Here is a 23,081-nt window from a genome sequence, read left to right as displayed (position 1 = left end):
GTAGTGATGATCGATCTCGACCGGGTCGCTCCGCAGTCCCGCCCGGCGCCGCCGGCAACCCGCGCGTTGCCGGCGGCACTGGTCGTGGTGCTGCTGGCGTTGCTGCTCGGACCGTCGGCGCCGATGCCGACGGTCCGGGAACTGCCGCAGGTGGCCGCGACCGCGAGCCCGTCCGGGACGTGGCTGCTGACCGGCACGACCCTGTACAGCACGCACGCCCGGACGAGCGGCCGGCTGGACGTCATCGCATGGTCGCTGGACTCCGGGACGGCGCTCTGGCAGCGGGACGTCGACTGGTTCGCGGGGATTCCGGCGCTCACCGAGATCGGTCCGGCGCTCGTCGTGTCGGGCAACGAGGACACCCGGATCCTCGACGTCCGGACCGGCGAGGATCGGGTCGACCCGCGGACCTACTCGGTGGCCCGGGCCGCGGGCGACCGGATCGCCCTCTGGGACGGCGCGGCCGGGACGCTCGCCCTCTACGACCCGCCGGCAGACCGGATCCGGTGGAAGACCAGGTTCACCGGCCCGCCCCACGCGGTCGCCGCGACCTCCGGAAGTCTCCTGGCCGTGACCGATTCCAGCACCACCATGTTCGCGCTGGACAGCGGCGCGACGGTGTACCGCACCGATCAGGCGGTCGCCGCCGGGGCCGCGCCCGCCGTCCGGGTGATCGACGACCGGGTCTATCTGCTCGGGGACAACACGGTGACGATGATCGACGGCCGGCGCACATGGACGCTTCCGCTGCTGCTGCCCCGCGCGATCACACCGTGCGGCGCCCTGGTCTGTGTCTCGGGTGGACCCGGCCTGTCCGCGATCGAGCTGCTCGACGGCCACGTCGTCTGGACCAACCGGAACTGGATCGGCGGCGAGGACGGCATCGTCCGGACCGCCGACGGCCGGGCACTCCAGATCGACCCGGGCAGCGGCGTCGCCCGGCGTGATCTCGGTTACGGCCTGCCCGCCGGTGACCTGCTGATCCGGCCCGACGGCGACCGGCTCAACGTCTTCGAATGGGCGACCGGCCAGGTCCGCGGTCATCTCCCGGGCACCACACCGAGCGGCTGCCGCCGCACCGGCCGACACCTCGCGTGCCAGCAGACCGGCGGTCAGGTCAAGGTTTGGCGACTTCAGTGATGGTACGGCCAGAAGAAGCACCGTGAGCCACACCGCGAGGTGGCTGCCCACTCCCGGCCTCCACCGCGACCGCCGGGGCGTATCCGGTGGGCGCGGTGAGAACCCCGCGGCCGGTCGTGGGTGCTGTCGCGGGGCCGCTCGAGCCGGCTAGAGGAGGACTGCGACCGTGACCACCGCGACGATCACGAACGGGATCACCGTCATGCACATGAGGATGGCCCAGGCGATCGGGTGACCGAAATTGAGCACCACGCTGCCGTTCGGCCGGGGCACGAAGACCCGTTTGTCGCGCGGGTTGCGGTAGAGCGCCATCAGATCAGCGTCGCCAGGTGGCGCTCGACGACCGGCATGACCTCGGCGACCGGGACCGGGCGGCCGACCTCGGCGCTGAGCGACGTGACGCCCGCGTCGCGGATGCCACACGGAACGAAACGATTGAAGTTGGATAGATCGCAGTCACAGTTGAGGGCGAAGCCGTGCAGGGTGACCCCACGTGACACCCGGATCCCGATCTGCGCGATCTTGCGATCCAGCCCGCCCTCGGTGGCCCGGACCCAGGCTCCGCTGCGGCCCTCGACCCGCTCGGCGATCACACCGAACTCGGCGCAGACGTCGATCAGCATCTGCTCGGTCCGGCGGACGTAGGCCACCACGTCCACCGGGTCCGGCAGCTTGAGGATCGGGTAGCCGACGATCTGACCCGGCCCGTGCCACGTGATCCGGCCGCCCCGATCGACGTCGACCACCGGAGTGCCGTCGAACGGGCGGTCGGCCGGCTCGGTCCGTTTACCGGCCGTGAAGACGCTCGGATGCTCCAGCAGCAACACCGTGTCCGGCTGGGTGCCCGCGACCACACCCTCGTGCAGGCGCTTCTGCTCCTCCCAGGCCTCCAGATAGTCGACGAGGCCGGGACGGAGAACGGTGAGCACGGTAGAGGTCACGGCCGCAAGCCTAGCCCTCTTCCCACTGGTCGACCGGGTCCACTCCGGGACGGATGCGCCACACCAGCACGTCGTCCACCTGCTCCGGCTCGCCGAGCATCTCGGTGGCCACCTGGAGCAGAGCGTCCCGGTTCAGGTGGCCCTTGGGCCCGGTCAGCTCGGCGGGCAGGAAGATCGTCTCGACCTTCCAGTAGGCGAGGTCGATCCGGGCCTGCGCCCGGTCCAGGTTGGTCAGCTGCGGACGGTTGCCCCACCTGGCGGCCCGGTAGAACAGCTTGGCGGTCGGCCGTTCCGGCGGGCCGAGCCGACCGGTGTCGTGCCGGCCGGCCTCCGTGTAGTCCTGCGGACCGAGCCAGTACCCCGCCGGGATCTTGAACATCCGGTCGCCGCCACGGGCCATCGTGTACGCCTGCCAGCGCATCGCGTCCACCGCGACCTCGCTGGACAGTGGCAGCGAGGTGATCACCCCGTGGTCCGAGACGTAGTCCTCCCAGTGCCCGCTGGAGATGAAGACCGGCTCGGGCGAGCGTTCCATGGTCTTCAGCGGGAGCGGGGCGATCGGAACCAGCACCGCGACGATCGCCACACCGAACCCGATCCGGGCGGTGCGGCTGCGGATCAGGCTGTCCCGGCTGCGCAGCACCTCGTCCGCGAGCATCGCGATGACCAGCGCGAACACGATCACCACGACGAACGTGTAACGGACCGGTAGTGCCGAGTCGAACAGCGGGACCTCGGTGAGCAGCGCGTAGAGCAGCGGGATGTTCGAGTGCTCCTCGCCCAGGAACTGCAGCCGCGGGCCGAGCGAGAGCATGAAGAAGACGATCGCCACGACGCTCAGCGCGCGCAGCGTGACCCGCCGGTCCGGGGCCGAGCGGCGCCAGAGCAGCGCCAGCGCCACGAAGAACAGCACGATCAGCGGCACACCCAGGAACGAGGTGGCCTCGGTCGCGTTCGGCGCGAGGTCGGCGCCCCACCCGAATCTGCCGGCCACCGACTGCAGCGGGAACGCCGCGTAGGCGACCAGGTCCTCGGAGAACTGCTTCATCCCGAACCCGGTGCCGGAGAACTTCAACGGCCCGGCGAAGTGCATGTAGAGCGGCCACGCCAGCAACGTGCCGGCCACCACCGCGGTCACACCCAGCGACAGCAGCACCGGCTTGATCGCGGTCTTCGCCTCCCGCAGGCCGGCCCGCGACAGCAGCCAGACGAACAGGAACAGACCGCTGGCCTGGGCGGCGAAGAACAGCGCCTCGGCCGCGACCGAGAAGCCCATGGTGCAGAGCAGGCCCAGGACGATGCCGTTACGCAGCCAGTGGCCACGCTCCGGGAGCTTCAACACCCAGTACGCGACGATCCCGACCATCCAGCCGGAGGTCCAGTTGAGGTGGCCGTTGGCGTGCGACACCAGACCCGGGCTGAACCCGAAGATCAGGCCGCCGACCGCCGCCGCGAGCCCGCTGCGGACCAGCCAGCGGCGCAGGAACAGGTACCACACGAAGGCGGACCCGGCCAGGTTCAGCGTCATGATCGTCGCGAACGTGACCTGCGCTCCGGCGAAGTGGGTGAGCGGGGCGAACACGACGGCGTAGAACGTGCTCGACGTGTTCATCGCCAGGTTCACGCCACGAGGCGCGTTCAGCAGATCGGTGAAGAACGGATTGCTCAGGTGCTGGAGCATGTAGACGCCGTACGACAGCATCCACTCGAACTGGCCCTGGTCACTGACGTTCTCAGCGACCACGTTCCGGTACGGCGCGGCCCACAGGCCCTGGCACACGTAGACGGCTGCGGCCAGCGAGACCACCGCCATCATCAGGTGGGCCGGCCAGGTGCGCTTCTTACGGGTACCGGCCTCGTCCGGCGTGATCTCGTCGTCGGGTGTTGCGGTCGTCAGGTCCGTTTCCGGGGCGGGCGCGGCGATCGTCACGTCGCGGAGATTATCCAGCCCCGAATTCATCGGTCGATCGGGTCCACGCCGGGACGGATGCGCCACACCAGAACGTCGTCGACGCGTTCCGGTTCGCCGAGCAGATCGGTGGCCGTCACGAGGACCGCGTTACGGAACAGGGTCATGTGGTCGGATCCGGTTATCTGTTCGGGCAGGAACACCGCCTCGACACCCCAGTACTTGAAGTCGGCGCGGGCCTGCGCCCGGTCCCCGTCGCTGAGCTCGGTCACGTAGCCGTACAGCGCGGCTCGGGTGAACAGCCAGTCGGTCGGCAGGTTGGGCGCGCCGATCCGGCCGATCTGCTTACGACCCTCCTCGGTGTGGGTCATCGGGCCGAGGAAGTAGCCGCCCGGGATCCGGAACTGCGGGCCGCCGCGGGCCATCGTGTAGGCCTGCCAGCGCTGCCCGTCGGCGGTGACGTTCAGCGCGAACGGCAGGGCGGAGATCACCCCGTTGTCCGACACGTACCGCTGCCAGGTGCCGTTGGCGATGAAGTCCGGCTCCGGGGCCCGCTGCTGGTGGCGCACCGGCAGCGGCAGGATCGGCAGCAGCGCCGCCACGATCGCCGCGGTCAGCCCGGTCTGCACGGTCGGCGAGAACCGCCGCTCCAACAGCTCCTGGGTGACCAGCGCCAGCACCACGCCGAAGACCACGGCCACCACCAGCGCCAGACGCAGCGGCAGTGCCGCGTCGAAGAGCGGCAGGTGGGCGAGCAGCGAGTAGGGCAGCGGGACCGGCAGCTCGGCGTCCATCCAGTTGAGCCGCGGGCCCAGCGACAGCACCAGGAAGAGGAAGCCGACCAGCATGATCGCCCGCAGGGTGGCCCGCCGGCCCGGGTTCGACCGGCGCCAGACCAGCACCAGCGACACCAGGATCAGCAGCACCAGCGGCACACCGAAGAACGAGGTCTCCTCGGTCCGGTTCGGCGCCAGATCGGAGCCCAGCCCGAAGATCGCGGCCAGCGAGCGGCTCGGGAACGACAGGTAGGCGGCCGCGTCCTCGGCGAAGTAGCGCTGGTTGAACCCGGTCCCGGAGAACGTCTGCGGGCCGGCGAAGTGCATGTACAGCGGATAGGCCAGCAGCGCACCGGCCACCACCGCGGTCACTCCGAGCGCCCGCAGCACCGTGGTGAACGCCGCCTTGACCTCGGTCCGGACCGCCTTGGCCGTCGCCCAGGTGAGGATGAAGATGCCGCTGGCCAGCGCGGTGTAGAAGAGCCCCTCGGCGGCGATCGTGAAGAACGCCGCGAGCATCAGGCCCAGCACCAGCCCGTTACGGAACCAGCGGCCCGGCTGCCGCAGGCGAAGCACCTGCCACACCACGACCGGCGCGACCCAGCCCGCCGTCCAGTTGAGGTGGCCGTTGGCGTGCGAGATGAAGCCCGGCGCGAACCCGCAGAAGATGCCGCCCAATCCGGCCGCGAGCGGGCTGCGGACCAGCCAGCGGTTGAGGAACAGATACCAGGCGAAAGCGGACCCGGCGAGGTTCAACGTGAGGATGGTCACATAACTGACCTGAGGGCCGGCCAGGTAGGTCAACGGGGCGAACAGGATCGTGTAGACCGAGATCGAGGTGTTCGCCGCCAGGTTCACCCCCCACGGCACATTCAGCAGGTCGGTGAAGAACGGATCCGAGCCGTGTCCCAGCGTGTAGACGCCATAGCCCAGTAGCCATTCGAAGAACGCCTGGTCACCGATGTTGTCGGAGAGGCCGTTCTGATACGGGGCACGCCACAGACCGTTCGTCACATAGACGGCGAGGCCGAGGGCGAGCATGGCGACCGTCAGATGGACGCGCCAAGGACGGGCGCGAGACAGCGCCGGAGGCTCGACGGGCGGATCAGCGGACGCGGCGGGGGCAGGGGCGGCTACGGACATCAGCCGCAGGTTAGCAAGAAACCCTGAGCCGCTTTACCCGGTCACCGCCGGTTCGGGGCGCAGAGCAACCGCGAGGGCGTCCACCATATCGGGGTACGCCCACTCGAATCCGGCATTACTCAACACTCCCGGCAGCACCCGCTGAGAACGCTGCGCCTCCCCGGCCAGTTCGCCGATCACCAGGTCCAGAACCGGCCCCGGCACCGACAGCAACGCCGGCCGGCGCAGCACCCGGGCCATGTCACGGGTGAACTCGGCGTTGGTCACCGGCTTGGGCGACACCATGTTGACGGGGCCAGCCACATCGTCCCGGCCCAGCAGGAACTCGGCCGCGGCCAGCCAGTCGTTCAGGGCGATCCAGGCCATCCACTGCCGCCCGCCGCCGATCCGGGCACCCGCGCCCAGCTTGAACGGCAACAGCAGCGGCTTGATCAGCGAACCGCCGGCGTCGATCGTCGGCGCGGTGCGCAGCAGCACCACCCGGGCCCCGGCGTCCTCGGCGGGCCGGGCCGCGGCCTCCCACACCCGGCACAGATCGGCCAGGAAGGTGGTGCCCGCCGGTGCCTCCTCGGTAACCGCCTGGTCGCCGGTGTCGCCATACCACCCCACGCCGGAGCTCTGCAGCAGCGTCCGCGGCCGATCGCCCTCCGGCAGCTTGCTGATCGCCCGGGCCAGGGTGTCGGTGGTGTCGATCCGACTGGACCGCAGCACCCGCTTGTACGCCGCCGTCCACCGCTTGTCGCCGACGTTCGCCCCGGAGAGATTGATCACCGCGTCGGCGCCGGCCAGCACCGCGCCGTCCAGCCGGCCCTGCGCCGGATCCCAGGTGGCCTCATCCGGCCGCTCGGCGGGCCGCCGGACCAGCCGGACGATGTCGTGGCCGCTCTGCCGCAGCCGTTCGGCGAGCCGCTTGCCCAGGAATCCGGACGCCCCGGCCATGACGATGCGCATGACGTGATTCTTTCCCGAAAATCGCACGATCCAAAACAAACCGGGGGGTACGCCGTGACGGCGCACCCCCCGATGTCACGACACTTACAGGCCCAGGTCCGCCTCGAAGTGCCCAGCCTCCAGGCGCTCCTTCATGGTGCTCAGGAAGCGGGCGGCGTCCGCGCCGTCCACGATCCGGTGGTCGTAGGAGAGCGCCAGGTAGACCATCGACCGCGGCACGATGATCTCGCCCAGGTCCGGGTCGTTCACGATCACCGGGCGCTTGACGACCGCGCCGAGACCGAGGATGCCGACCTGCGGCTGGTTGATGATCGGCGTGTCGAACAGCGCGCCCCGGCTACCGGTGTTGGTCAGCGTGAACGTGCCGCCACCGATCTCGTCCGGCCCGATCTTGTTGTTCCGGGTCCGGTCCGCGAGGTCCGCGATCCGCTTGGACAGGCCGGCCAGGTTGAGGTCACCGGCGTCCTTGATGACCGGGACGACCAGGCCCTTCGGCGCGTCCACCGCGATGCCCAGGTGCTCGGCGCCGTGGTAGGTGACGGTGCCCGCCTCGACGTCGATCGACGAGTTGACCACCGGGTGCTGCTGCAGCGCCTCGACCGTGGCCAGGGCGAAGAACGGCAGGAAGGTCAGCTTCACGCCGTGCTTGGCCTGGAAGTCGGCCTTCGCCTTGTTCCGCAGGTTGGCGATCTTGGTCACGTCGACCTCGACCACCGTGGTGAGCTGCGCGGAGACCTGCAGCGACTCCACCATCCGGCGGGCGATCGTGGCGCGGATCCGGGTCAGCTTCTCGGTACGGCCACGCAGCGGGCTCGGCTCCGCCTTGGGCGCCGCCTTCGGAGCCGGGGCGGCAGCACTCTCGGCCTGAGCTGCCGGCGCCGGAGCCTTGGCCGCGGCGGCCTTCTCGGCGGCGTCGATGACGTCCTGCTTGCGGATTCGGCCACCGACACCGGTGCCGGTCAGGCTGGACAGGTCCACGCCCTTCTCGGCGGCCAGCTTGCGGACCAGCGGGGTCACGTAACCGGCGTCACCGGCCCCGTTCGACTGGACCGCTGCGGGAGCGGGAGCGGGAGCGGGCGCGCTTTCGATCTTGGGCGCCGGTGCGCTCTCGATCTTCGGGGCCGGTGCGCTCTCCACCTTGGGTGCGGGGGCCTGCTGCGGCGCGGGGGCCGCAGCGGGCTTCTCCGGCTCCGGAGCGGGCGCCGGAGCGGCCGCCGGGGCGCTGCCCGGGGTGCCCACGATCGCCAGGACGGCACCGACCTCGGCGGTCTCGTCCTCACCGATCTTGATCTCCAGCAGGGTGCCGGCGACGGGCGACGGCAGCTCCGTGTCGACCTTGTCGGTGGAGACCTCGACCAGCGGCTCGTCCGCCTCGACGGTGTCGCCGACGGCCTTCAGCCACCGGGTGATGGTGCCCTCGGTGACGCTCTCGCCGAGCGCCGGCAGCTTCACCTCGGTGCCCTCGCCACCGGCGGCCGGGGCGGCGCTCTGCGGGGCCGGAGCCTCCTCCTCGACCGGCTTCTCGGTCGACGGGGTGACCGGAGCGGCGGGCTCCGGCTCGGCCTCGGCCTGCTGCTCCTGGGCGGGTGCGGGCGCGGCGGAACCGGCGTCCTCACCGTCACCCGCGATGACGGCCAGCTCGCTGCCGACCTCCGCGGTCTCGTCCTCGCCGACCACGATCCGCGAGAGGATGCCCGCGGCGGGCGACGGGATCTCCGTGTCGACCTTGTCGGTGGAGACCTCGAGCAGCGGCTCGTCCGCCTCGACGCGCTCGCCCTCCTGCTTGAGCCAGCGCGTCACGGTTCCCTCGGTGACACTCTCACCCAGCCGCGGCATGGTTACCGATGTCGGCATCTCTTCCCAAACTCCTTATGACGTCAGAACGCGATCGAAATCAGCTGTGTTCGAATCAGCTGTGCGCGTGCAGCGGCTTGCCCGCGAGCGCGAGGAAGGCCTCGCCCAGCGCCTCGTTCTGCGTCGGGTGGGCGTGTACGAGCTGGGCGACCTCCTCGGGGAAGGCCTCCCAGTTGGTGATCAGCTGGGCTTCGCCGACGAGCTCGCCGACCCGGGCGCCGACCATGTGGACCCCGACGACCGGGCCGTCCTCGACCCGGACCAGCTTGATGAAGCCCGCCGTCTTGAGGATCTGGCTCTTGCCGTTGCCGCCGAGGTTGTAGTTGTACGTCGAGACCTTGTCCGCGCCGTACTGCTCCTTGGCCTTGGCCTCGGTGATGCCGACCGACGCGACCTCGGGGTCGGAGTAGGTGACGCGCGGGATGCCCGCCTCGTCGATGACCGCCGGGTTCTTGCCGGCGATCTCCTCGGCCACGAAGATGCCCTGCTGGAAGCCGCGGTGCGCGAGCTGCAGACCGGGGACGATGTCGCCGACGGCGTAGATGTTGCCGACACCGGTGCGCAGGCGCTCGTCGACGATCACGAAGCCCCGGTCGAGGGTGATGCCCTGCTGCTCGTACCCCAGGTTGGCGGTGGTCGGTCCGCGGCCGACCGCGACCAGCAGCACCTCGGCCTCGAGGGTCTCGCCGCCGGCGATGGTGACCTTGACGCCGTTGTCGGTGTGCTCGACCTTCTCGAACGGCTTGCCGACCTTGAAGTTGATTTTCCGCTTGCGGAAGGCGCGCTCGACCTGCTTCGAGATCTCCTCGTCCTCCGCGGCGACCAGGCGGGGGAGGGCCTCGATGATGGTCACGTCGGCGCCGAACGACTTCCACACGCTGGCGAACTCGACGCCGATCACACCGCCGCCGAGCACGATCGCCGACTGCGGAACCCGGTCCAGCTTGAGAGCGTGCTCGCTGGTCAGCACCCGCTTGCCGTCGACCTCGAGGCCGGGCAGCGAGCGCGAGTAGGAGCCGGTGGCGAGGATGACGTTGCGGCCGGTGTAGCGCTGGCCGGCGACCTCGACGGTGTCCTTGCTGACGAGCTTGCCCTCGCCCTGGACGATCGTGATGTTCTTGTTGTGGCCGAGCAGGCCGGTCAGACCCTTGAAGAGACGGCCGACAACTCCGTCCTTGTACGCGTTGACGCCCGCCATGTCGATGCCGACGAGGTCGGCCTTGACGCCGAACTGCTCGCTCTCGCGCGTCTGGTCGGCGATCTCCGCGGCGTGCAGGAGGGCCTTCGTGGGGATGCACCCGCGGTGCAGGCAGGTGCCGCCGAGCTCGGCCTTGTCGATCAGCGCGACCTTGAGGTCGAACTGAGCGGCACGCAGGGCGGCCGCATAGCCACCACTGCCGGCGCCGAGAATGACGATGTCGAAGGTTCCGCCGTTGGGCTGGCTCACGTTGACTCCAGTGGTCGCATCGTCTCCGGTGTGGGTCACACAATGGAAACGGTCACAGTCCCGTCACCGACATCTTGTCACTTCTCGACCCGGTCAATGCAGTCAGGTGCCCCACGACACGTCGGTCCGACGTACCCTTGCGGGATCGAACGCGAGGAGGAGCAGTGGCTTGGTTTCGGCGGCGTCCCCGGGCCAGCGGACCCGGCGGCCGACAGGTCAACCAGGCCGATCTGGAGCATCTTACGCAATTCTTCCGTACGAAGCAGGGAGTCGAGGCTTTCATCGAGCCACAGACGACAGTGACCGAGACCACCCTGTTGCTTGTGGCACACGACGGTGAATGGACCCGTCGCCGAATCGGCTCACCCGATGTCGCCTGGAAATTCGCGCACCAGCTCAGCATGCCGATTTACGACGTGAAACTCCTCGGCTATCCACAGCGGATGCGCGATTACAACGAACGGCAGCGGCGCCGCCCGGTGTGATCCGGGCGGCGCCCGCCGCGTCAGGAGAGCTCGTCGACGAGGTGGAGGAAGGTGCGGACCGGGATGCCGGTGCCACCCTTCGTCCAGTAACCGTTCGCCTCACCGGTGTGGTAACCGGGGCCCGCGATGTCGATGTGCGCCCACTCCACGCCCTCGGCCACGAACTCGCGCAGGAACACGCCGCCCTGGAGCATGTGCCCGGCCCGGTCCAGGTTCGCGTTGGTCTGGCAGATGTCGGCGATCTCCGACTCCATGCCCTTACGCACGTCATCCGGCAGCGGCATCCGCCAGGCCGGCTCGCCGACCGCCTTGCCGGCCGCCTCGACCAGCGCGGTCGCCTCGTCCGACCCCATCAGGCCGGCGATCCGCTTGCCCAGCGCGACCACCTGCCCGCCGGTCAGCGTCGACGTCTCGAACAGGTAGTCGGTGCCGTCCTCGCAGGCCCGGACGATCGCGTCGGCCAGCACCATCCGGCCCTCGGCGTCGGTGTTGAACACCTCGACCCGCTTGCCGCCGTACATGGTGATCACGTCACCCGGCCGGTACGACGCACCAGACGGCATGTTCTCCGCGATGGCCAGGTAACCGGAGACCGCCACACCCGGCTTGAGCTGGGCGATCGCGATCATCGTGGCGGCCACCGCGGCCGCGCCGGCCATGTCCGACTTCATCTCCCACATGCCCGCGGCCGGCTTGATGCTGACGCCACCGGTGTCGAAGGTGATGCCCTTGCCGACCAGCGAGATCCGCTTCGGGCTGGTCACGTTCGCCGGCGTGTAGGTCAGCTTCACCAACCGCGGCGGGGCCTCCGAACCCTGGCCGACCGCCACGATGCCGCCGTACCCACCAGCCTTGAGCTGCTCGAAGTCGAGCACCTCGACACCGAGCCCGACCTCGGTCGCGGCCGCCGCCACCTGGTCGGCCAGGTCGGCCGGGCGCTGCACGTTCGGCGGGGTGTTCACCCAGTCCCGGCTCTGGCGCACCGCCTTGGCGACCACCTCGGCCCGGCGCAGCTCGGCCGCCGCCGCCTCGTCGGCCGCGTCCGGCACGTGCAGACGCAGCTCGGCGACCGGGTCACGGCGCCCCTTCTGCGGCTTCGTCTTGTAACCGGCGAAGCGGTAGCCGCCGAGCAGCGCGCCCTCGAGCACGGCGCGCAGCACCGGCGGGGCGTCCGCGTCGTCGGGGACCGGCAGGGCCAGCACCACGGTGGCGCTACCGGCCAGGGCACGGACCGCCGCGCCGGCGCCCCGGCGCAGGGTCTCCAGGTCGGGGGCGGGGCCGTCCGGCTCGGCGCCGAGGCCGACCGCGACCAGCAGTGGCGCCGCGATCGTGCCGAGGGTGGCCAGCTTGGTCACCTCACCGGCGGCCCCGGTCGCGCCGAGCAGAGCCAACGTCGAGATCAGCTTGCCGTCGAACGCGGCGGTGATGCTCTCGGCACCCGAGGCCGGCAACAGGGTGCCCGCCTCGTCTGGCTGGCTGTGCAGGCCGATGACGATGGCATCGACCGCCGATTCGGCCGGGTCGGTGTCGACCAGGCTGAGGCTGGGCTGGGTCACTCGGACTCTCCGGACGTCTGGGCCGGAACGTCGCCGGTGGGCGCGCTCCCGGCTATTGGGAAAACGGTGTTGTCCCCGCGACTCTAAACAACCCCAAGGTCAACGGTAAGTTGAGTCTCATGTCTTCCGCGCCGCTTCAGTCTCCGCTGCACGATCGCCACGTCGCGCTGGGCGCGAAGTTCGCAGCTTTCGGCGGTTGGGACATGCCTCTGGAGTACACCGGGGGTGGCGTCCTGAAGGAGCACGCCGCGGTTCGCGAGGCCGCCGGGGTCTTCGACGTGTCGCACCTGGGCAAGGCCCGGGTCCGGGGCGCCGGTGCGGCGGCCTTCGTCGACTCGTGCCTCACCAACGACCTCGGCCGGATCGGCCCCGGCCAGGCGCAGTACACGTTGTGCTGCGACGAGTCCGGCGGTGTCGTCGACGACCTGATCGCCTACCTGCACGGCGACGACCACGTCTTCCTGATCCCGAACGCGGCGAACACCGCCGAGGTGGTCCGCCGCCTCGCCGCCGCCGCGCCGGCCGGGCTGACCGTCACCGACGAGCACCGTGACCACGCCGTCCTGGCCGTTCAGGGCCCGCGGTCGGCGGAGATCCTCGACACGCTCGGCCTGCCCACCGGGCACGGTTACATGTCGTTCGTCACCGCCTTGTTCGGCGGTTCCGAGCTGACCGTCTGCCGGACCGGGTACACCGGCGAGCACGGCTACGAACTGGTCGTCGGGTGGGACGACGCGCCCGCGGTGTGGGACGCGGTGATCGAGGCCGGGGTGCGCCCGTGCGGGCTCGGCGCCCGGGACACGCTACGCACCGAGATGGGCTACCCGCTGCACGGCCAGGAGCTCACCCTCGACATCAGTCCGGTGCAGGCCCGCTCCGGGTGGGCGGTCGGCTGGAGCAAGCCCGATTTCTGGGGCAGGTCGGCCCTTCAGGCCGAGAAGACCGCCGGTCCGCGTCGGCAACTGCGGGGCCTGGAGCTCACCGGTCGCGGCATCCCACGAGGACACATGCGGGTGTACGCCGGGGAGCACCCGGTCGGTGAGACGACCAGCGGCACCTTCTCGCCGACCCGCAAGGTCGGCATCGCCCTGGCCCTGATCGACACCGCCGCCGCCCTCGCCGACGGTGACCTGGTCGAGATCGACATCCGCGGCCGCCGCACCGAGGCACGCCTGGTGAAGCCCCCGTTCGTGACCCCATCGGTCCGCTGACCACCACCCCGGCCGACCCTCTCAGAGCCGGCCCGGGGTCAGGGTCACCAGGACGAGCGTGAGCGTCACAGCCAGCTCGACGCACGCCCCCAGCACGTCGCCGGTGATGCCGCCGAATCGCCGTACCGCATGACGCAGAAGCAGCACCACCGCGAACAGAGACACCACGACGGCGGCCGGCCCCTGCCACGGACGGCCCGGAACCGCGGCGACCCCGATCGCACAGACGAACGCCGCGCCCGCCGCCACGACCCCCGACGGCACCGTGGACGCCACCATCGCGCCCAGCCCGTCCGGCCGGGCCGACGGCACCCCACGACGGCAGGCGGCACTCACCGCGAGCCGCCCGGCCGCCCAGGCCGTCACGATCGCCCACGGCCCGGCGGCGGCCACCGCGGCGGCCTGAACGAACACCGTGGCACCGAGCGCCACCACCCCGAACGGCCCGATGTCCGGCTTCTTCATGATCTCCAGGGCGGCCGGGCCCGAGCGGTACGACCCGAGCGCGTCCACCGTGTCCGCGAGCCCGTCCAGATGCAGCCCGCGGGTGAGCAGAGCACCCGCGACGACGGTCAGCCCGGCCGCGACGAGCTCCGGCGAACCGGCCGCCCGCAGCCCGGCGTGCAGCCCGGCCAGCACCAGCCCCAGCAGCGCCCCGACGACCGGCGCCACCGACATCGCCACCGCCGCGGTGGACCGGTCCACCCGGCCGGCCCGCAGCGGCAGCACGGTCAGCGTGGTGACCGCCAGCCGTACCCCGTCAAGCACCCCACTCCGTGCGTGGGCTGATCGCGTTGAACGCCGCGGTGTTGAACGGAAGATCCGGCGCGTCGTCGTCCGGAACCACGTCGTCCTCGTCGGGGTCGTCGTCCTCGTCGAGACCGTCGTCACCGACCTCGCCGAGCATCGCCGGGTGCACCGGGAGTGCCGACGCCAGCCCGATCGCGGTCCGCAGCACCGGCAGCACGGTCAGCGCGTTGGCACCCTCGCCCAGATCCAGTCCGACCTGCAGCACCGGGGTCAGCCCGAGCACATCGGCGCCCTGCTTGACCAGCGACAGGGTGCCCGCCTCGGGCAGCAGGCACCAGTGCCGGGTCTGGGCGGCCAGGTCGCGGGCGACCAGACCGGCGGCGATCCCGAGCGGGCCGTCGACCAGCACCGGGATGCGGCGGGCGGCGGCGCCCAGCAGCAGACCCGTGGCGACCGCCACGTCCAGGCCACCGACCTGCCGCAGGATGTCGACGGCACCGCGCGGCTCCTGCCGGATCCGGTGCAGCGCGTCGCGGATCGCGGCGCAGCGGGCCATCCAGGCGTCGTCGTCGAACCGGGCGCCGGGCACCTGCACCCGGGGCAGGGTGGCGACCGGCTCGGCGCCGGTGGTGGCGGCCAGCACCGCGGTCGCGGCGGCCTCGACACCGGCCGAGATGCCGGCGAGCACGATCACGTCGCGGCCGGCGTCGGCGGCACCGTCGGCGAGCCGCCAGCCGTCCCGCAGCGCGGCCTCGACCTCCTGCTCCGAGGTGACCGGGCCGTCCTCCATCGCGCCGGTGGCCGCGGTGCGCAACACCGAGATGTCGGCGCCGGCCGGCCCGGCCAGTCGGCCCAGCAGCCCGACCCCCAGCTCGGCCTCGGCGATGCGGCGTTCCACATCGGCGGTGTCGGCTCCGGCCACCGCCCCACCGGTACGCCGCCCGCCGATCACCACCACCCGGACACCCGTCCAGGCGCGCGGGGTCACCGAGTTCTGGGTGGCCGCGGCGAACTCGATCGCCTCGCCGAGCGCGCCCAGCCCACCTCCCGGCAGGTCCAGGCCGGACAGGCGCTCCCGCGCGTCCGGACCGGCGTCGGCGCTCGGCAACGGCAGGTCCATGCCCGGTTTGATCTCGGTGAGCCCGGACGCCACCAGCGGCAGCGTCATGGTGGCCCCGCTCAGCGCACTGACCGGCTCGGTCGCCGGCTCCGGCTCGACCACCGGGGCGACCACGGTGGCCGGCGGCGGGGGCGGGGGAGCGGGCGCCGACGGGGTGGGCACCGCGATCGGGCGCGAGGAGACCCGTGGGGCCTGCACCGGCTCGGCCGAGCCCTTCAGCCAGGTCGTCTGACCGGCGACCACCAGCGCGACGGCGTCGACCGCCTCGGCCAGCGCCTGGTTGGTGGCGCCCAGCGCGTCGGCGAACGCCCGCCCGACCGGCGTGACCGGCACCAGCGACAGCCCGACCTCGGGGCTGACCAGCACCACCCGCGCCGCGGTGGCTCGGACCGCCGCGGCCAGCGCCGCCACGTCCGCCTCGTCGTCGTTGGGCTGGCGGGCCGGGTTGAGCACGGCGGCCACCCAGCCGCCGAGGTCGTCGACGAGCACCGTCTCGCCCGGACCGGCCTGGCGCAGCAGCTCGGCGAGCGCGGCCGGGTCGGCGCCGGTCTCCTCGGTCGTCCAGGACTGCGGGCGGCGCCGCTGGTGCGCCTCGATCCGGGCCTGCCACTCGGGGTCGTCCTCGCCGCCGACGGCGGTCGCCACGTAGCGCACCGAGGGGGCGCCGGAGATGAGTGACTCGGCGAACCCGGACTTGCCGGACCGGATACCACCGAGCACCAGAACCGTGTTCCACCGATCTTCGGACATGCCCCGTACCTTAGAGCCGGGTCGCACACGCTGACGCCGTAGGGTGGAAGCCCACCGAGGTACTGACGTGAGGGGGCGGCTGTATGCCGTGGAGTTGGCGGTATGAGGACGTCGACGGCAAGACGGTCGACGGCCCGGACGAGTCGTTCAGCAGCCAGGCCGATGCCGAGTCCTGGATCGGGCAGGAGTGGCGACAGTTGCAGGCCGCCGGGGTCAGCACGGTCATCCTCGTCGAGGACGACCGGGTCGACTACCAGATGAGCCTGCTCCCGGCGGAGTGAGCGGGCCGCCGTGACGTACGAACCGGTCTACACCCGTACACCGCGCAACGCCTTCGTGCCGAGCCCGGTCTTCGTCGGCATCGTCGCGGTCTTCGTCGCGACAGGTGTGATGACGTGGACGAATTTCGGCAACGTCGGTTTCGACGTGTTCCTGTTCGTGATCTCGGGCTGGATCATCTCGCTCTGCCTGCACGAGTACGCACACGCCATCACCGGCTACTTCTCCGGTGACCTGACCGTCGCCGAGCGGGGTTACCTGCGGCTCAACCCGTTGAAGTACACCCATCCGCTGCTGTCCATCGTGCTGCCGGTGATCGTGGTGATCCTCGGCGGCATCGGCCTGCCCGGCGGCGCCGTCTGGATCGACCACCGGTACATCCAGAGCAAGCTGAAGGACTCGCTGATCAGCGCGGCCGGCCCGCTCACCAACGTGCTGCTCGCGGTGATCGTGGCGATGCCGTTCCTGCTCGGCTTCGCACCCGACGTGGTGGTGAGCCTGGGCCAGGCCGCCCTCACCGACAGCAGTCACGGTGCCTTCTGGGCGGCTCTGGCCCTGCTCGCCTTCCTGCAGGTGACCGCGAGCGTGCTCAACTTCCTGCCGGTCCCGGGGCTGGACGGGGGCAGCATCGTCTCCCCGTGGTTCAGTCCCGCCTACCAGCGCGCGTGGAACCTGATGGCCCCCTGGGGCTTCCTGGTGCTGTTCCTACTGCTCTGGCAGACCCAGGTGGGCGAGTGGTTCTTCACGCTCGTCGACTGGCTGGCCGGCCTACTCGGTATCGATTCACGTCTCTACGCAACCGGTTTCAGTCTGATGCGGTTCTGGGAGTGACGGTCACGGACGTTTGGCCGGGCTGGAGGTGAGCGACGGGTCGCGGGTCACGACCGGCTCCACGATCTCGTCGATCGCCTTCAGCAGGCCGTCGTCCAGCCGTACCCCGGACGCTTTGACGTTGTCCCGGACCTGCTCGGGCCGGGACGCGCCGATGATCGCCGCCGAGACGTTCGGGTTCTGCAGCACCCACGCCACCGCCAGCTGAGCCGTGGTCAGGCCGGCCTCGTCGGCCAGCGGCTTCAGCCGGGCGACCGCGTTCAGCACGTCGTCCTCCATCCAGCGGGCGATGAACCCGGCGCCGGACTTCTCGTCGGTGGCCCGCGACCCGGCCGGCGGCTGCTCCCCGGCCCGGTACTTCCCGGTCAGCACCCCCTGCGCCAGCGGTGACCAGACGATCTGACCCAGGCCGAGCTCCTGCGACGCCGGCACCACCTCGGCCTCGATCACCCGCCACAGCATCGAATACTGCGGCTGGTTCGACACCAGCCGGACCCGCAGCTCGCGGGCCAGTGGCGCAGCCGCCCGGATCTGCTCGGCGGTCCACTCGGACACCCCGATGTAGTGCGCCTTGCCCGCCCGGACCACGTCGGCGAACGCCTCCATGGTCTCGTCCAGCGGTGTGTGATGGTCGAAGCGGTGCGCCTGGTAGAGGTCCACGTAGTCGGTGCCGAGCCGGCGCAGCGACCCGTCGATCGACTCCAGGATGTGCTTACGGGACAGGCCACTGTCGTTGGCGCCCGGCCCGGTCCGCCAGAACACCTTCGTGAAGATCTCCAGGCCGGCCCGGCGTTCGCCCTTCAGCGCCCGGCCCAGCACCTCCTCGGCGCGCGTTCCCGCGTACACGTCGGCGGTGTCGAAGGTGGTGATGCCGGAGTCGAGGGCCGCGCGCACACACGCGAGCGCGGCCTCCTCCTCCACCTGCGAACCGTGGGTGATCCAGTTGCCGTAGGCGATCTCGCTGACCAGCAGGCCGGAACGGCCGAGATGACGAAACTCCATCACCCCACCCTAGGTCCTAGAGAACCGGCCGCGACTCCTCCGGCAGCGTCTCGACGACCGTCTCCCGGGTCCGGTGGCCCATGTCGACGAGCGGCGCGCCGGTACGGTCCAGGGCGCCCCACAGTCCAGCCGCGTTCTGCACCAGGAACGCCACCGGATGGATCACCACGGCCGCGTGCACCGGCTCGACGACGACCCGCCCGGCCCGGTCCACCACCCCGAACCGGTCACCGGCGTCGACGACCGCCAGCCCCTCGTCGGTGAACCCGTCGACCGTCCCGCCGATGTGCAGCGCCGTCACGAACCGCTGGTACATCGGCGTCACCGCGAACCGGCCGTGCCTGTCGACGGCGCCCCAGACGCCGCCCTGCCGCACCACGGCCAGCCCGCGCCGGAACGGTTTCGCGTCCTCGAACCCGCCGGCCGGCACGACCAGCCGGTTGTCCCGGTCGATCGCGAACCAGCCACCCTGATCCTGCCGGGTCACCCAGGCCAGCCCTTCGGCGAACCGGGTCACCCCGACATAGCCGTGCGCCGACGCGATGATCAGCTCGCCGGCCGGATCGATCAGCTCCCACGCCGCCGAATCCGGCCGCCGCACCCACGCCGCACCCTCGGCGAACGGCAGCGCCTCGGCGAACCGGGGCTCGACCGCGGCGGCGTACCCCCACAGGCCCGCGCCGTCGTCGAGCAGCGGAACCGGCGCGGCGGGCAGCCCCAGCACCTCGTCCCGGGTCCGCGGATAGGGACCCCAGCCGGCCGCACCGGACCGCCGGGAGATCGCGTCCAGCGCCAGCTCGACCCGCTCCACCAGCTCCGGGTCCTCGCCACGGCGTACGTCCAGGGCATGCTCGAAATGGTTGACCGCTTCCAGGTAGCGGCCCTGCTCATAGGCCGACCGCCCGGCCAGCTCACAGATCTCCGCCCGGGTCCGGGGCGGCAGTTCGGCCGAGTCGACGTCCGCGTACAGCCGATCCGCCTCCTCGAACTCACCCCGCCACTGGAGCACGTGCGCCAGCCGCGCCTGCGCGATCGCCCTGGTCCGCAACTCCCCGGACGCCTCGGCGTGCCGCAGCCCCTCCCGCCCGTCGGCGAGCGCGTCCTCCAGTTCACCGACGATCCGGTGCACCACGGCCCGCAGGCTCAGCAGCCCGGCCCGGACGTTGTCCCGCTCGGCGAACTCCAGCCGGTCGGTCAGCCGGTCCGCGACATCCCACAGCCGGTCCGGTTCGTCCACCTGCTCGCGCAGCGTCTGCGGGTCGTAGGCCCACGGATAGGCCGCCAGGATCTGCTCCGGGTCGGCCCGCCTGCGATCGGCCGGCGCCCGCTGGTCCTGCCGCTGCCGGACCGGCTCGACCCGTCCGGTCTCCGCTGCCTCCGGCGGCGCGTTCCGCGACGCGGTCCCGGCCGACGCCCCGGCGGCGCTCTCGGTCGCTGTCTCCGACGTCACAGCCGGCAGCGGTACGGCCAACGCCTCGCCCGCCACGTCTTCCGAAGAGACGCCGCCCTCGTCCGCAGCCTCGTCCCGAACCTCCGCGCCGGGTTCCACCGCCGTGTCCACCGAATCGTTCGATCCTGCGGCTTCCGGGGTGCTTTCGGTATTTTCGTCCGACTCGGCGGTGTCCGGCTCCTCTACGATCGTGACCGTTTCCGGCTCGACCGCCTCTGGTTCCATGACGACCGTTTCCGGCTCGCCGACTTCCGGCTCGATACGGATGGCGACGGTCTCCGGCTCCGGCTCGGGCTCCGGCTTGGTCCCCGGTTCCGGTTCGATCGCAACGGGCTCCGGTTCCGGTTCCGGTTCCGGTTCCGCGACGATCGCGACGGTCTCGGGCTCGGGTTCCGCGACGATCGCAGCGGTCTCGGGCTCGGGTTCCGTGTGAATCGCGACGGTCTCGGGCTCCGGTTCCGCGACGATCGCGACGGTCTCCGGCTCCGGTTCCGCGATGATCGCGACGGTCTCCGGCTCCGGGTGGAGCGTGACCGTCTGGGGCTCCGTGCTCAGTTGAGCGGTGTCCCCATCGGGATCCAGGACGGTCGTCTCCTCGTCCGCGGAGAACATGACGGTGTCCGGTTCGGCCGAGATGACGACGGTCTCGGGCTCAGCCTGAATGGCGACGGTCACCGGTTCCGTGTGGAGCGTGACGGTCTCCGGTTCCCCGCTGATCAGAACCGTGTCCGGATCCACAACGTCGCCGACCTGGGCAGTGTCGTCCGACGGCGGCTCCACGACGGCCGAGATCTCGGTGATCTCGTCACCCGAGGGCTCGGCGGCCACGCCGTCCTCGTCGGTCGGTGGCGATTCCGGAACCGCGGCAGCCTTGATCCGAACGATCTGCATCGTCCGAGTGAGATCGGACTCCTCCTCGGCCGACTCGACTCCACGAGCGACCTCAGCCGCCTCATCGGCAGTGACGACGAACCCGGTGGGTTCCTCCGTCTCCGGATCCGGGTCGCCGAGCCCGCCACCGAAGGCGATCGCGTCCGCCTGCTCGGTCGGTTCGCTTCCATCCGGCACCGCGCCCGCGAACGCCGAGTCGTCCTCGGGAGCGGCTTCCTCGGACACCACCGCGGAGTCGTCGGAAGCGGTCCCCTCCGACAGCGCGGTTTCGTGACCGCCCCAGAGGGCGGTCTCATCACCGGAAGCCGGCTGAGCGGGCAGGTCGGTCTGCTCCACGATGACATGCTCATCGGACAGCGTTTCCGCCTCCGGGGCGAAACCGCCCGGCGAGGCGAGGACGCTCTCGCCGACGGGCCCGGCCGAGGACGAAACGCCTTCCACCTCGGAGACGATGTCGGCCTGGTGAGCGTCGTCCGGAACGAGATCCGCCGGGACGGAAGCCACATCAGCCGGAATCGCTCCGACGGTCTCAGCGGAATCCGAGGCGGGAGTGAACCCGGGCGGAGCCGGAACGGCTTGAGCGGGAACGGCTTGAGCGGGAACGGCTTGAGCGGGAACGGCCTGGGCGGGAATCGCCGGCGCAGGAATCGCCTGCGCGGGCGGAGCCGCCTGGACCGGGGTGGGCGCAGCCGATGCCGGATCAGTTCGGGTAACCGCCGATTCCGGCTGCGTGGAGGTGTCGGCGTCCGGTGCGGAAGCCGTTGCGCTGTCGTCCGTCTCGGGCTCGGCGGTGTCGGGGTTCCCGTTGGCACCGAACGCGAACCAGGTATGCGGCCGATCTTCGGGCTCGACGTGCTCGACGGGCTCCGCCGGTTCGGCCTCGGGTGCCGGGGTGGTCGCGCCGAGCCCACTCATCGACAGCAGCCATCCCAGCCCGTGGGTGGCCGACTCGTCCGACGGGTTTCCGGCCGACGCCGCCCCTTCGGACACCGGAGTGTCATCGGTTTCCGCGACAGGCGGCTGCGCCCGCCCCGGATCGCCGGGCTGTGCCGGGTCCGGGCCGAACGGCTGCGCCAACCCGGACGTGATCGGCTGTGCCGGGTCCGGGCCGAGCGGCTGCGCCAACCCGGACGTGATCGGCTGTGCCGGGTCCGGGCCGAACGGCTGCGCCAACCCGGACGCGATCGGCTGGGCCGGGCTCGACTCGACAGGCGTCTCCGGGCTGGTCGGTGGCCTGGAAGCCCAGCCGCCGGAGATGCCGGGTTCGCCGACCGAACCAGGTTCGCCAGATTGAACCGGTGTGGACGCCGCGGTCTGCCACGGCTCCATCCGGTGGCCGATCGTGCCGTGCCCGGGTTCGGTCCGGTGACCGGAGTCGAAACGCTGACCGGTCGTCGGCTGCTGACCGGCTGCCGGCCCGTGCCCACCCGCGGTGGGCATGCCCGGAGCATCCGGGCCCGGCCCACGCGGATCGATCGCGCGGGTGGGGTCCTCGAGCGGCCCGAGCCCTTCGCCACCGACCCGCCGCCGAAGCCCGAACGGCCGCGTCGGATCGTCCGGTTGGGAGACGCCGTCGTGGCGCCCGTCCGGGTTCGTGCCCTGCACCAGCCGGCGCGGGTCGAGCGGCCGGGTCGGGTCCTGTTCGTCATGTCCGCGCTCACCGAAGCCGCTTCCACCGGCCGGTTCCTGACCACGCGGGAACGACACCCCGGCCCCGGCCGGCTGCCCGGCGCCCCCGACCGGCCCGGAAACGGGCTCGGCACCGGTCGGTGCTCCCGGCCTACCGCTCGTGACCGAACCCGGCCCGCCGATCGCCTGCGAGGCCTCCGGCCGCTGCTGACCGTGCGGATACCGCCCATCCGGACCAGCCACCCCGGCAACCGGCGCGGTGCCACTTCCGGCCTGCGGGTAGCCGCCGGCAGGCGCCGAAACGGGCGCGGTGCCACTTCCGGCCTGCGGGTAACCGCCGGCAGGCGCGGAAACGGGCGCGGTGCCACTTCCGGCCTGCGGGTAACCGCCGGCAGGCGCCGAAACGGGCGCGGTGCCACTTCCGGCCTGCGGGTAACCGCCGGCAGGCGCGGAAACGGGCGCGGTGCCACTTCCGGCCTGCGGGTAACCGCCGGCAGGCGCGGAAACGGGCGCGGCACCGGTTCGCGGTTCGAACCCCGGCTGGCCGGAACCAGGTGCGGACCCGGCGTGGGATACCGGGCCGACGGGTCCGGAGACGGGCGCGGCTGAGCCGCGCGGGTCGACGCCTGCCGGGCCGAAACGCGGTGCCGGACCGGTGGGCCCGCTGCCGAACGGGCTTCCGGTGCGCGGGTCGATCCCACCGGGCGCGGTGACCTGTGCGGATCCGGTGCGTGGGCCGGTCGCGGCCGGTCCGGAGACCGGGTTGACCCCGGGCTGGGGGTCGCGCGCCGCTGGACTCGAAACCGGTGCGACACCGGGTGTCGGGGGAGCCGTCGGCGCGGAGACCGGTGCCGGTGTGCCGGGACCGCGCAGTGCCTGCCTGGCCTCTGGCCCGGGCTGGACGTGCGGGAACGTCGGACCGGGTACCGCCGACCCGGGTACCGGGCCGCGCCCGCCGGGGACACC

17 protein-coding genes are annotated in these 23,081 nt (G+C 71.5%); 5 read left to right on the top strand and 12 right to left on the bottom strand.

The window, feature by feature from the left end:
• The first annotated feature begins 6 nt into the window (after positions 1 to 6).
• Positions 7 to 1,140, top strand: coding sequence for an outer membrane protein assembly factor BamB family protein (locus tag Q0Z83_RS36365; RefSeq protein WP_317797217.1), 1,134 nt, complete (start codon positions 7 to 9; stop codon positions 1,138 to 1,140).
• 147 nt (positions 1,141 to 1,287) lie between these two features.
• Here the strand turns inward: Q0Z83_RS36365 and Q0Z83_RS36360 are convergent, their stop codons facing one another.
• The 7 genes from Q0Z83_RS36360 to lpdA form a co-directional block, all read right to left on the bottom strand.
• A complete protein-coding gene (locus Q0Z83_RS36360; protein WP_317787787.1) occupies positions 1,288 to 1,452 on the bottom strand; it encodes a peptide ABC transporter substrate-binding protein in 165 nt (54 codons plus the stop codon).
• On the bottom strand, positions 1,452 to 2,081 hold the full coding sequence (gene lipB / locus Q0Z83_RS36355; protein WP_317787785.1) for a lipoyl(octanoyl) transferase LipB: 630 nt from the start codon (positions 2,079 to 2,081) through the stop codon (positions 1,452 to 1,454). Before lipB ends, Q0Z83_RS36360 begins: the two co-directional genes overlap by 1 nt.
• 10 nt (positions 2,082 to 2,091) lie before the next feature.
• On the bottom strand, positions 2,092 to 4,011 hold the full coding sequence (locus tag Q0Z83_RS36350; RefSeq protein WP_317787784.1) for a DUF2079 domain-containing protein: 1,920 nt from the start codon (positions 4,009 to 4,011) through the stop codon (positions 2,092 to 2,094).
• A gap of 26 nt (positions 4,012 to 4,037) precedes the next feature.
• On the bottom strand, positions 4,038 to 5,909 hold the full coding sequence (locus Q0Z83_RS36345) for a DUF2079 domain-containing protein (RefSeq protein WP_317787782.1): 1,872 nt from the start codon (positions 5,907 to 5,909) through the stop codon (positions 4,038 to 4,040).
• Between the two features lie 33 nt (positions 5,910 to 5,942).
• A complete protein-coding gene (locus tag Q0Z83_RS36340; protein WP_317787780.1) occupies positions 5,943 to 6,860 on the bottom strand; it encodes a TIGR01777 family oxidoreductase in 918 nt (305 codons plus the stop codon).
• Positions 6,861 to 6,944: 84 nt separating this feature from the next.
• A complete protein-coding gene (sucB, locus tag Q0Z83_RS36335) occupies positions 6,945 to 8,714 on the bottom strand; it encodes a 2-oxoglutarate dehydrogenase, E2 component, dihydrolipoamide succinyltransferase (RefSeq protein WP_317787779.1) in 1,770 nt (589 codons plus the stop codon).
• Positions 8,715 to 8,769: 55 nt separating this feature from the next.
• On the bottom strand, positions 8,770 to 10,161 hold the full coding sequence (gene lpdA / locus Q0Z83_RS36330) for a dihydrolipoyl dehydrogenase (RefSeq protein ID WP_317787778.1): 1,392 nt from the start codon (positions 10,159 to 10,161) through the stop codon (positions 8,770 to 8,772).
• 164 nt (positions 10,162 to 10,325) lie between these two features.
• On the opposite strand from lpdA, the gene Q0Z83_RS36325 reads away from it, so the two are divergent.
• Positions 10,326 to 10,646 (top strand): hypothetical protein, encoded by a 321-nt coding sequence (locus Q0Z83_RS36325; protein WP_093610849.1) that lies wholly within the window; start codon positions 10,326 to 10,328, stop codon positions 10,644 to 10,646.
• A 20-nt stretch (positions 10,647 to 10,666) separates the two neighbouring features.
• On the opposite strand, the gene Q0Z83_RS36320 is transcribed toward Q0Z83_RS36325, so the two are convergent.
• The gene (locus tag Q0Z83_RS36320) at positions 10,667 to 12,202 is read right to left on the bottom strand and encodes a leucyl aminopeptidase (protein ID WP_317787777.1); all 1,536 of its coding nucleotides are present in this window, start codon (positions 12,200 to 12,202) and stop codon (positions 10,667 to 10,669) included.
• Positions 12,203 to 12,321: 119 nt separating this feature from the next.
• On the opposite strand from Q0Z83_RS36320, the gene gcvT reads away from it, so the two are divergent.
• Positions 12,322 to 13,413, top strand: coding sequence for a glycine cleavage system aminomethyltransferase GcvT (gene gcvT / locus Q0Z83_RS36315; RefSeq protein WP_317787776.1), 1,092 nt, complete (start codon positions 12,322 to 12,324; stop codon positions 13,411 to 13,413).
• 21 nt (positions 13,414 to 13,434) lie between these two features.
• Here the strand turns inward: gcvT and Q0Z83_RS36310 are convergent, their stop codons facing one another.
• Positions 13,435 to 14,181 carry an adenosylcobinamide-GDP ribazoletransferase gene (locus tag Q0Z83_RS36310; protein WP_317787775.1) on the bottom strand — a complete coding sequence of 249 codons (747 nt, stop codon included), beginning with the start codon at positions 14,179 to 14,181 and terminating at the stop codon, positions 13,435 to 13,437.
• Positions 14,174 to 16,033, bottom strand: a complete 1,860-nt coding sequence (locus Q0Z83_RS36305) for a bifunctional adenosylcobinamide kinase/adenosylcobinamide-phosphate guanylyltransferase (RefSeq protein ID WP_317787774.1) — start codon at positions 16,031 to 16,033, stop codon at positions 14,174 to 14,176. The genes Q0Z83_RS36310 and Q0Z83_RS36305 overlap by 8 nt, the downstream gene beginning before the upstream one ends.
• A gap of 83 nt (positions 16,034 to 16,116) precedes the next feature.
• On the opposite strand from Q0Z83_RS36305, the gene Q0Z83_RS36300 reads away from it, so the two are divergent.
• Positions 16,117 to 16,314, top strand: a complete 198-nt coding sequence (locus Q0Z83_RS36300) for a hypothetical protein (protein WP_317787771.1) — start codon at positions 16,117 to 16,119, stop codon at positions 16,312 to 16,314.
• 10 nt (positions 16,315 to 16,324) lie between these two features.
• Entirely contained in the window at positions 16,325 to 17,143 is an 819-nt protein-coding gene (locus tag Q0Z83_RS36295; protein ID WP_317787770.1) for a site-2 protease family protein, read from the top strand.
• 3 nt (positions 17,144 to 17,146) lie between these two features.
• Here the strand turns inward: Q0Z83_RS36295 and Q0Z83_RS36290 are convergent, their stop codons facing one another.
• The gene (locus Q0Z83_RS36290; RefSeq protein WP_317787769.1) at positions 17,147 to 18,145 is read right to left on the bottom strand and encodes an aldo/keto reductase family protein; all 999 of its coding nucleotides are present in this window, start codon (positions 18,143 to 18,145) and stop codon (positions 17,147 to 17,149) included.
• A gap of 16 nt (positions 18,146 to 18,161) precedes the next feature.
• Positions 18,162 to 22,358: a WG repeat-containing protein gene (locus Q0Z83_RS36285; RefSeq protein ID WP_317787768.1), complete on the bottom strand. Its 4,197-nt coding sequence runs from the start codon at positions 22,356 to 22,358 to the stop codon at positions 18,162 to 18,164.
• Between the last annotated feature and the right edge of the window lie 723 nt (positions 22,359 to 23,081).

This window comes from Actinoplanes sichuanensis, from assembly GCF_033097365.1.
GTDB classification, from domain to species: Bacteria; Actinomycetota; Actinomycetes; order Mycobacteriales; family Micromonosporaceae; genus Actinoplanes; species Actinoplanes sichuanensis.
This window is presented reverse-complemented; position numbering and strand designations above follow the sequence as displayed.

Bases quoted from the DNA above. Each gene is read 5' to 3' on its own strand.
- Q0Z83_RS36365 (WP_317797217.1), top strand. From the start codon at position 7: ATGATCGATCTCGACCGGGTCGCTCCGCAGTCCCGCCCGGCGCCGCCG.
- Q0Z83_RS36360 (WP_317787787.1), bottom strand. From the start codon at position 1,452: ATGGCGCTCTACCGCAACCCGCGCGACAAACGGGTCTTCGTGCCCCGG.
- Q0Z83_RS36345 (WP_317787782.1), bottom strand. From the start codon at position 5,909: ATGTCCGTAGCCGCCCCTGCCCCCGCCGCGTCCGCTGATCCGCCCGTC.
- Q0Z83_RS36340 (WP_317787780.1), bottom strand. From the start codon at position 6,860: ATGCGCATCGTCATGGCCGGGGCGTCCGGATTCCTGGGCAAGCGGCTC.
- sucB (WP_317787779.1), bottom strand. From the start codon at position 8,714: ATGCCGACATCGGTAACCATGCCGCGGCTGGGTGAGAGTGTCACCGAG.
- gcvT (WP_317787776.1), top strand. From the start codon at position 12,322: ATGTCTTCCGCGCCGCTTCAGTCTCCGCTGCACGATCGCCACGTCGCG.
- Q0Z83_RS36305 (WP_317787774.1), bottom strand. From the start codon at position 16,033: ATGTCCGAAGATCGGTGGAACACGGTTCTGGTGCTCGGTGGTATCCGG.
- Q0Z83_RS36300 (WP_317787771.1), top strand. From the start codon at position 16,117: ATGCCGTGGAGTTGGCGGTATGAGGACGTCGACGGCAAGACGGTCGAC.
- Q0Z83_RS36290 (WP_317787769.1), bottom strand. From the start codon at position 18,145: ATGGAGTTTCGTCATCTCGGCCGTTCCGGCCTGCTGGTCAGCGAGATC.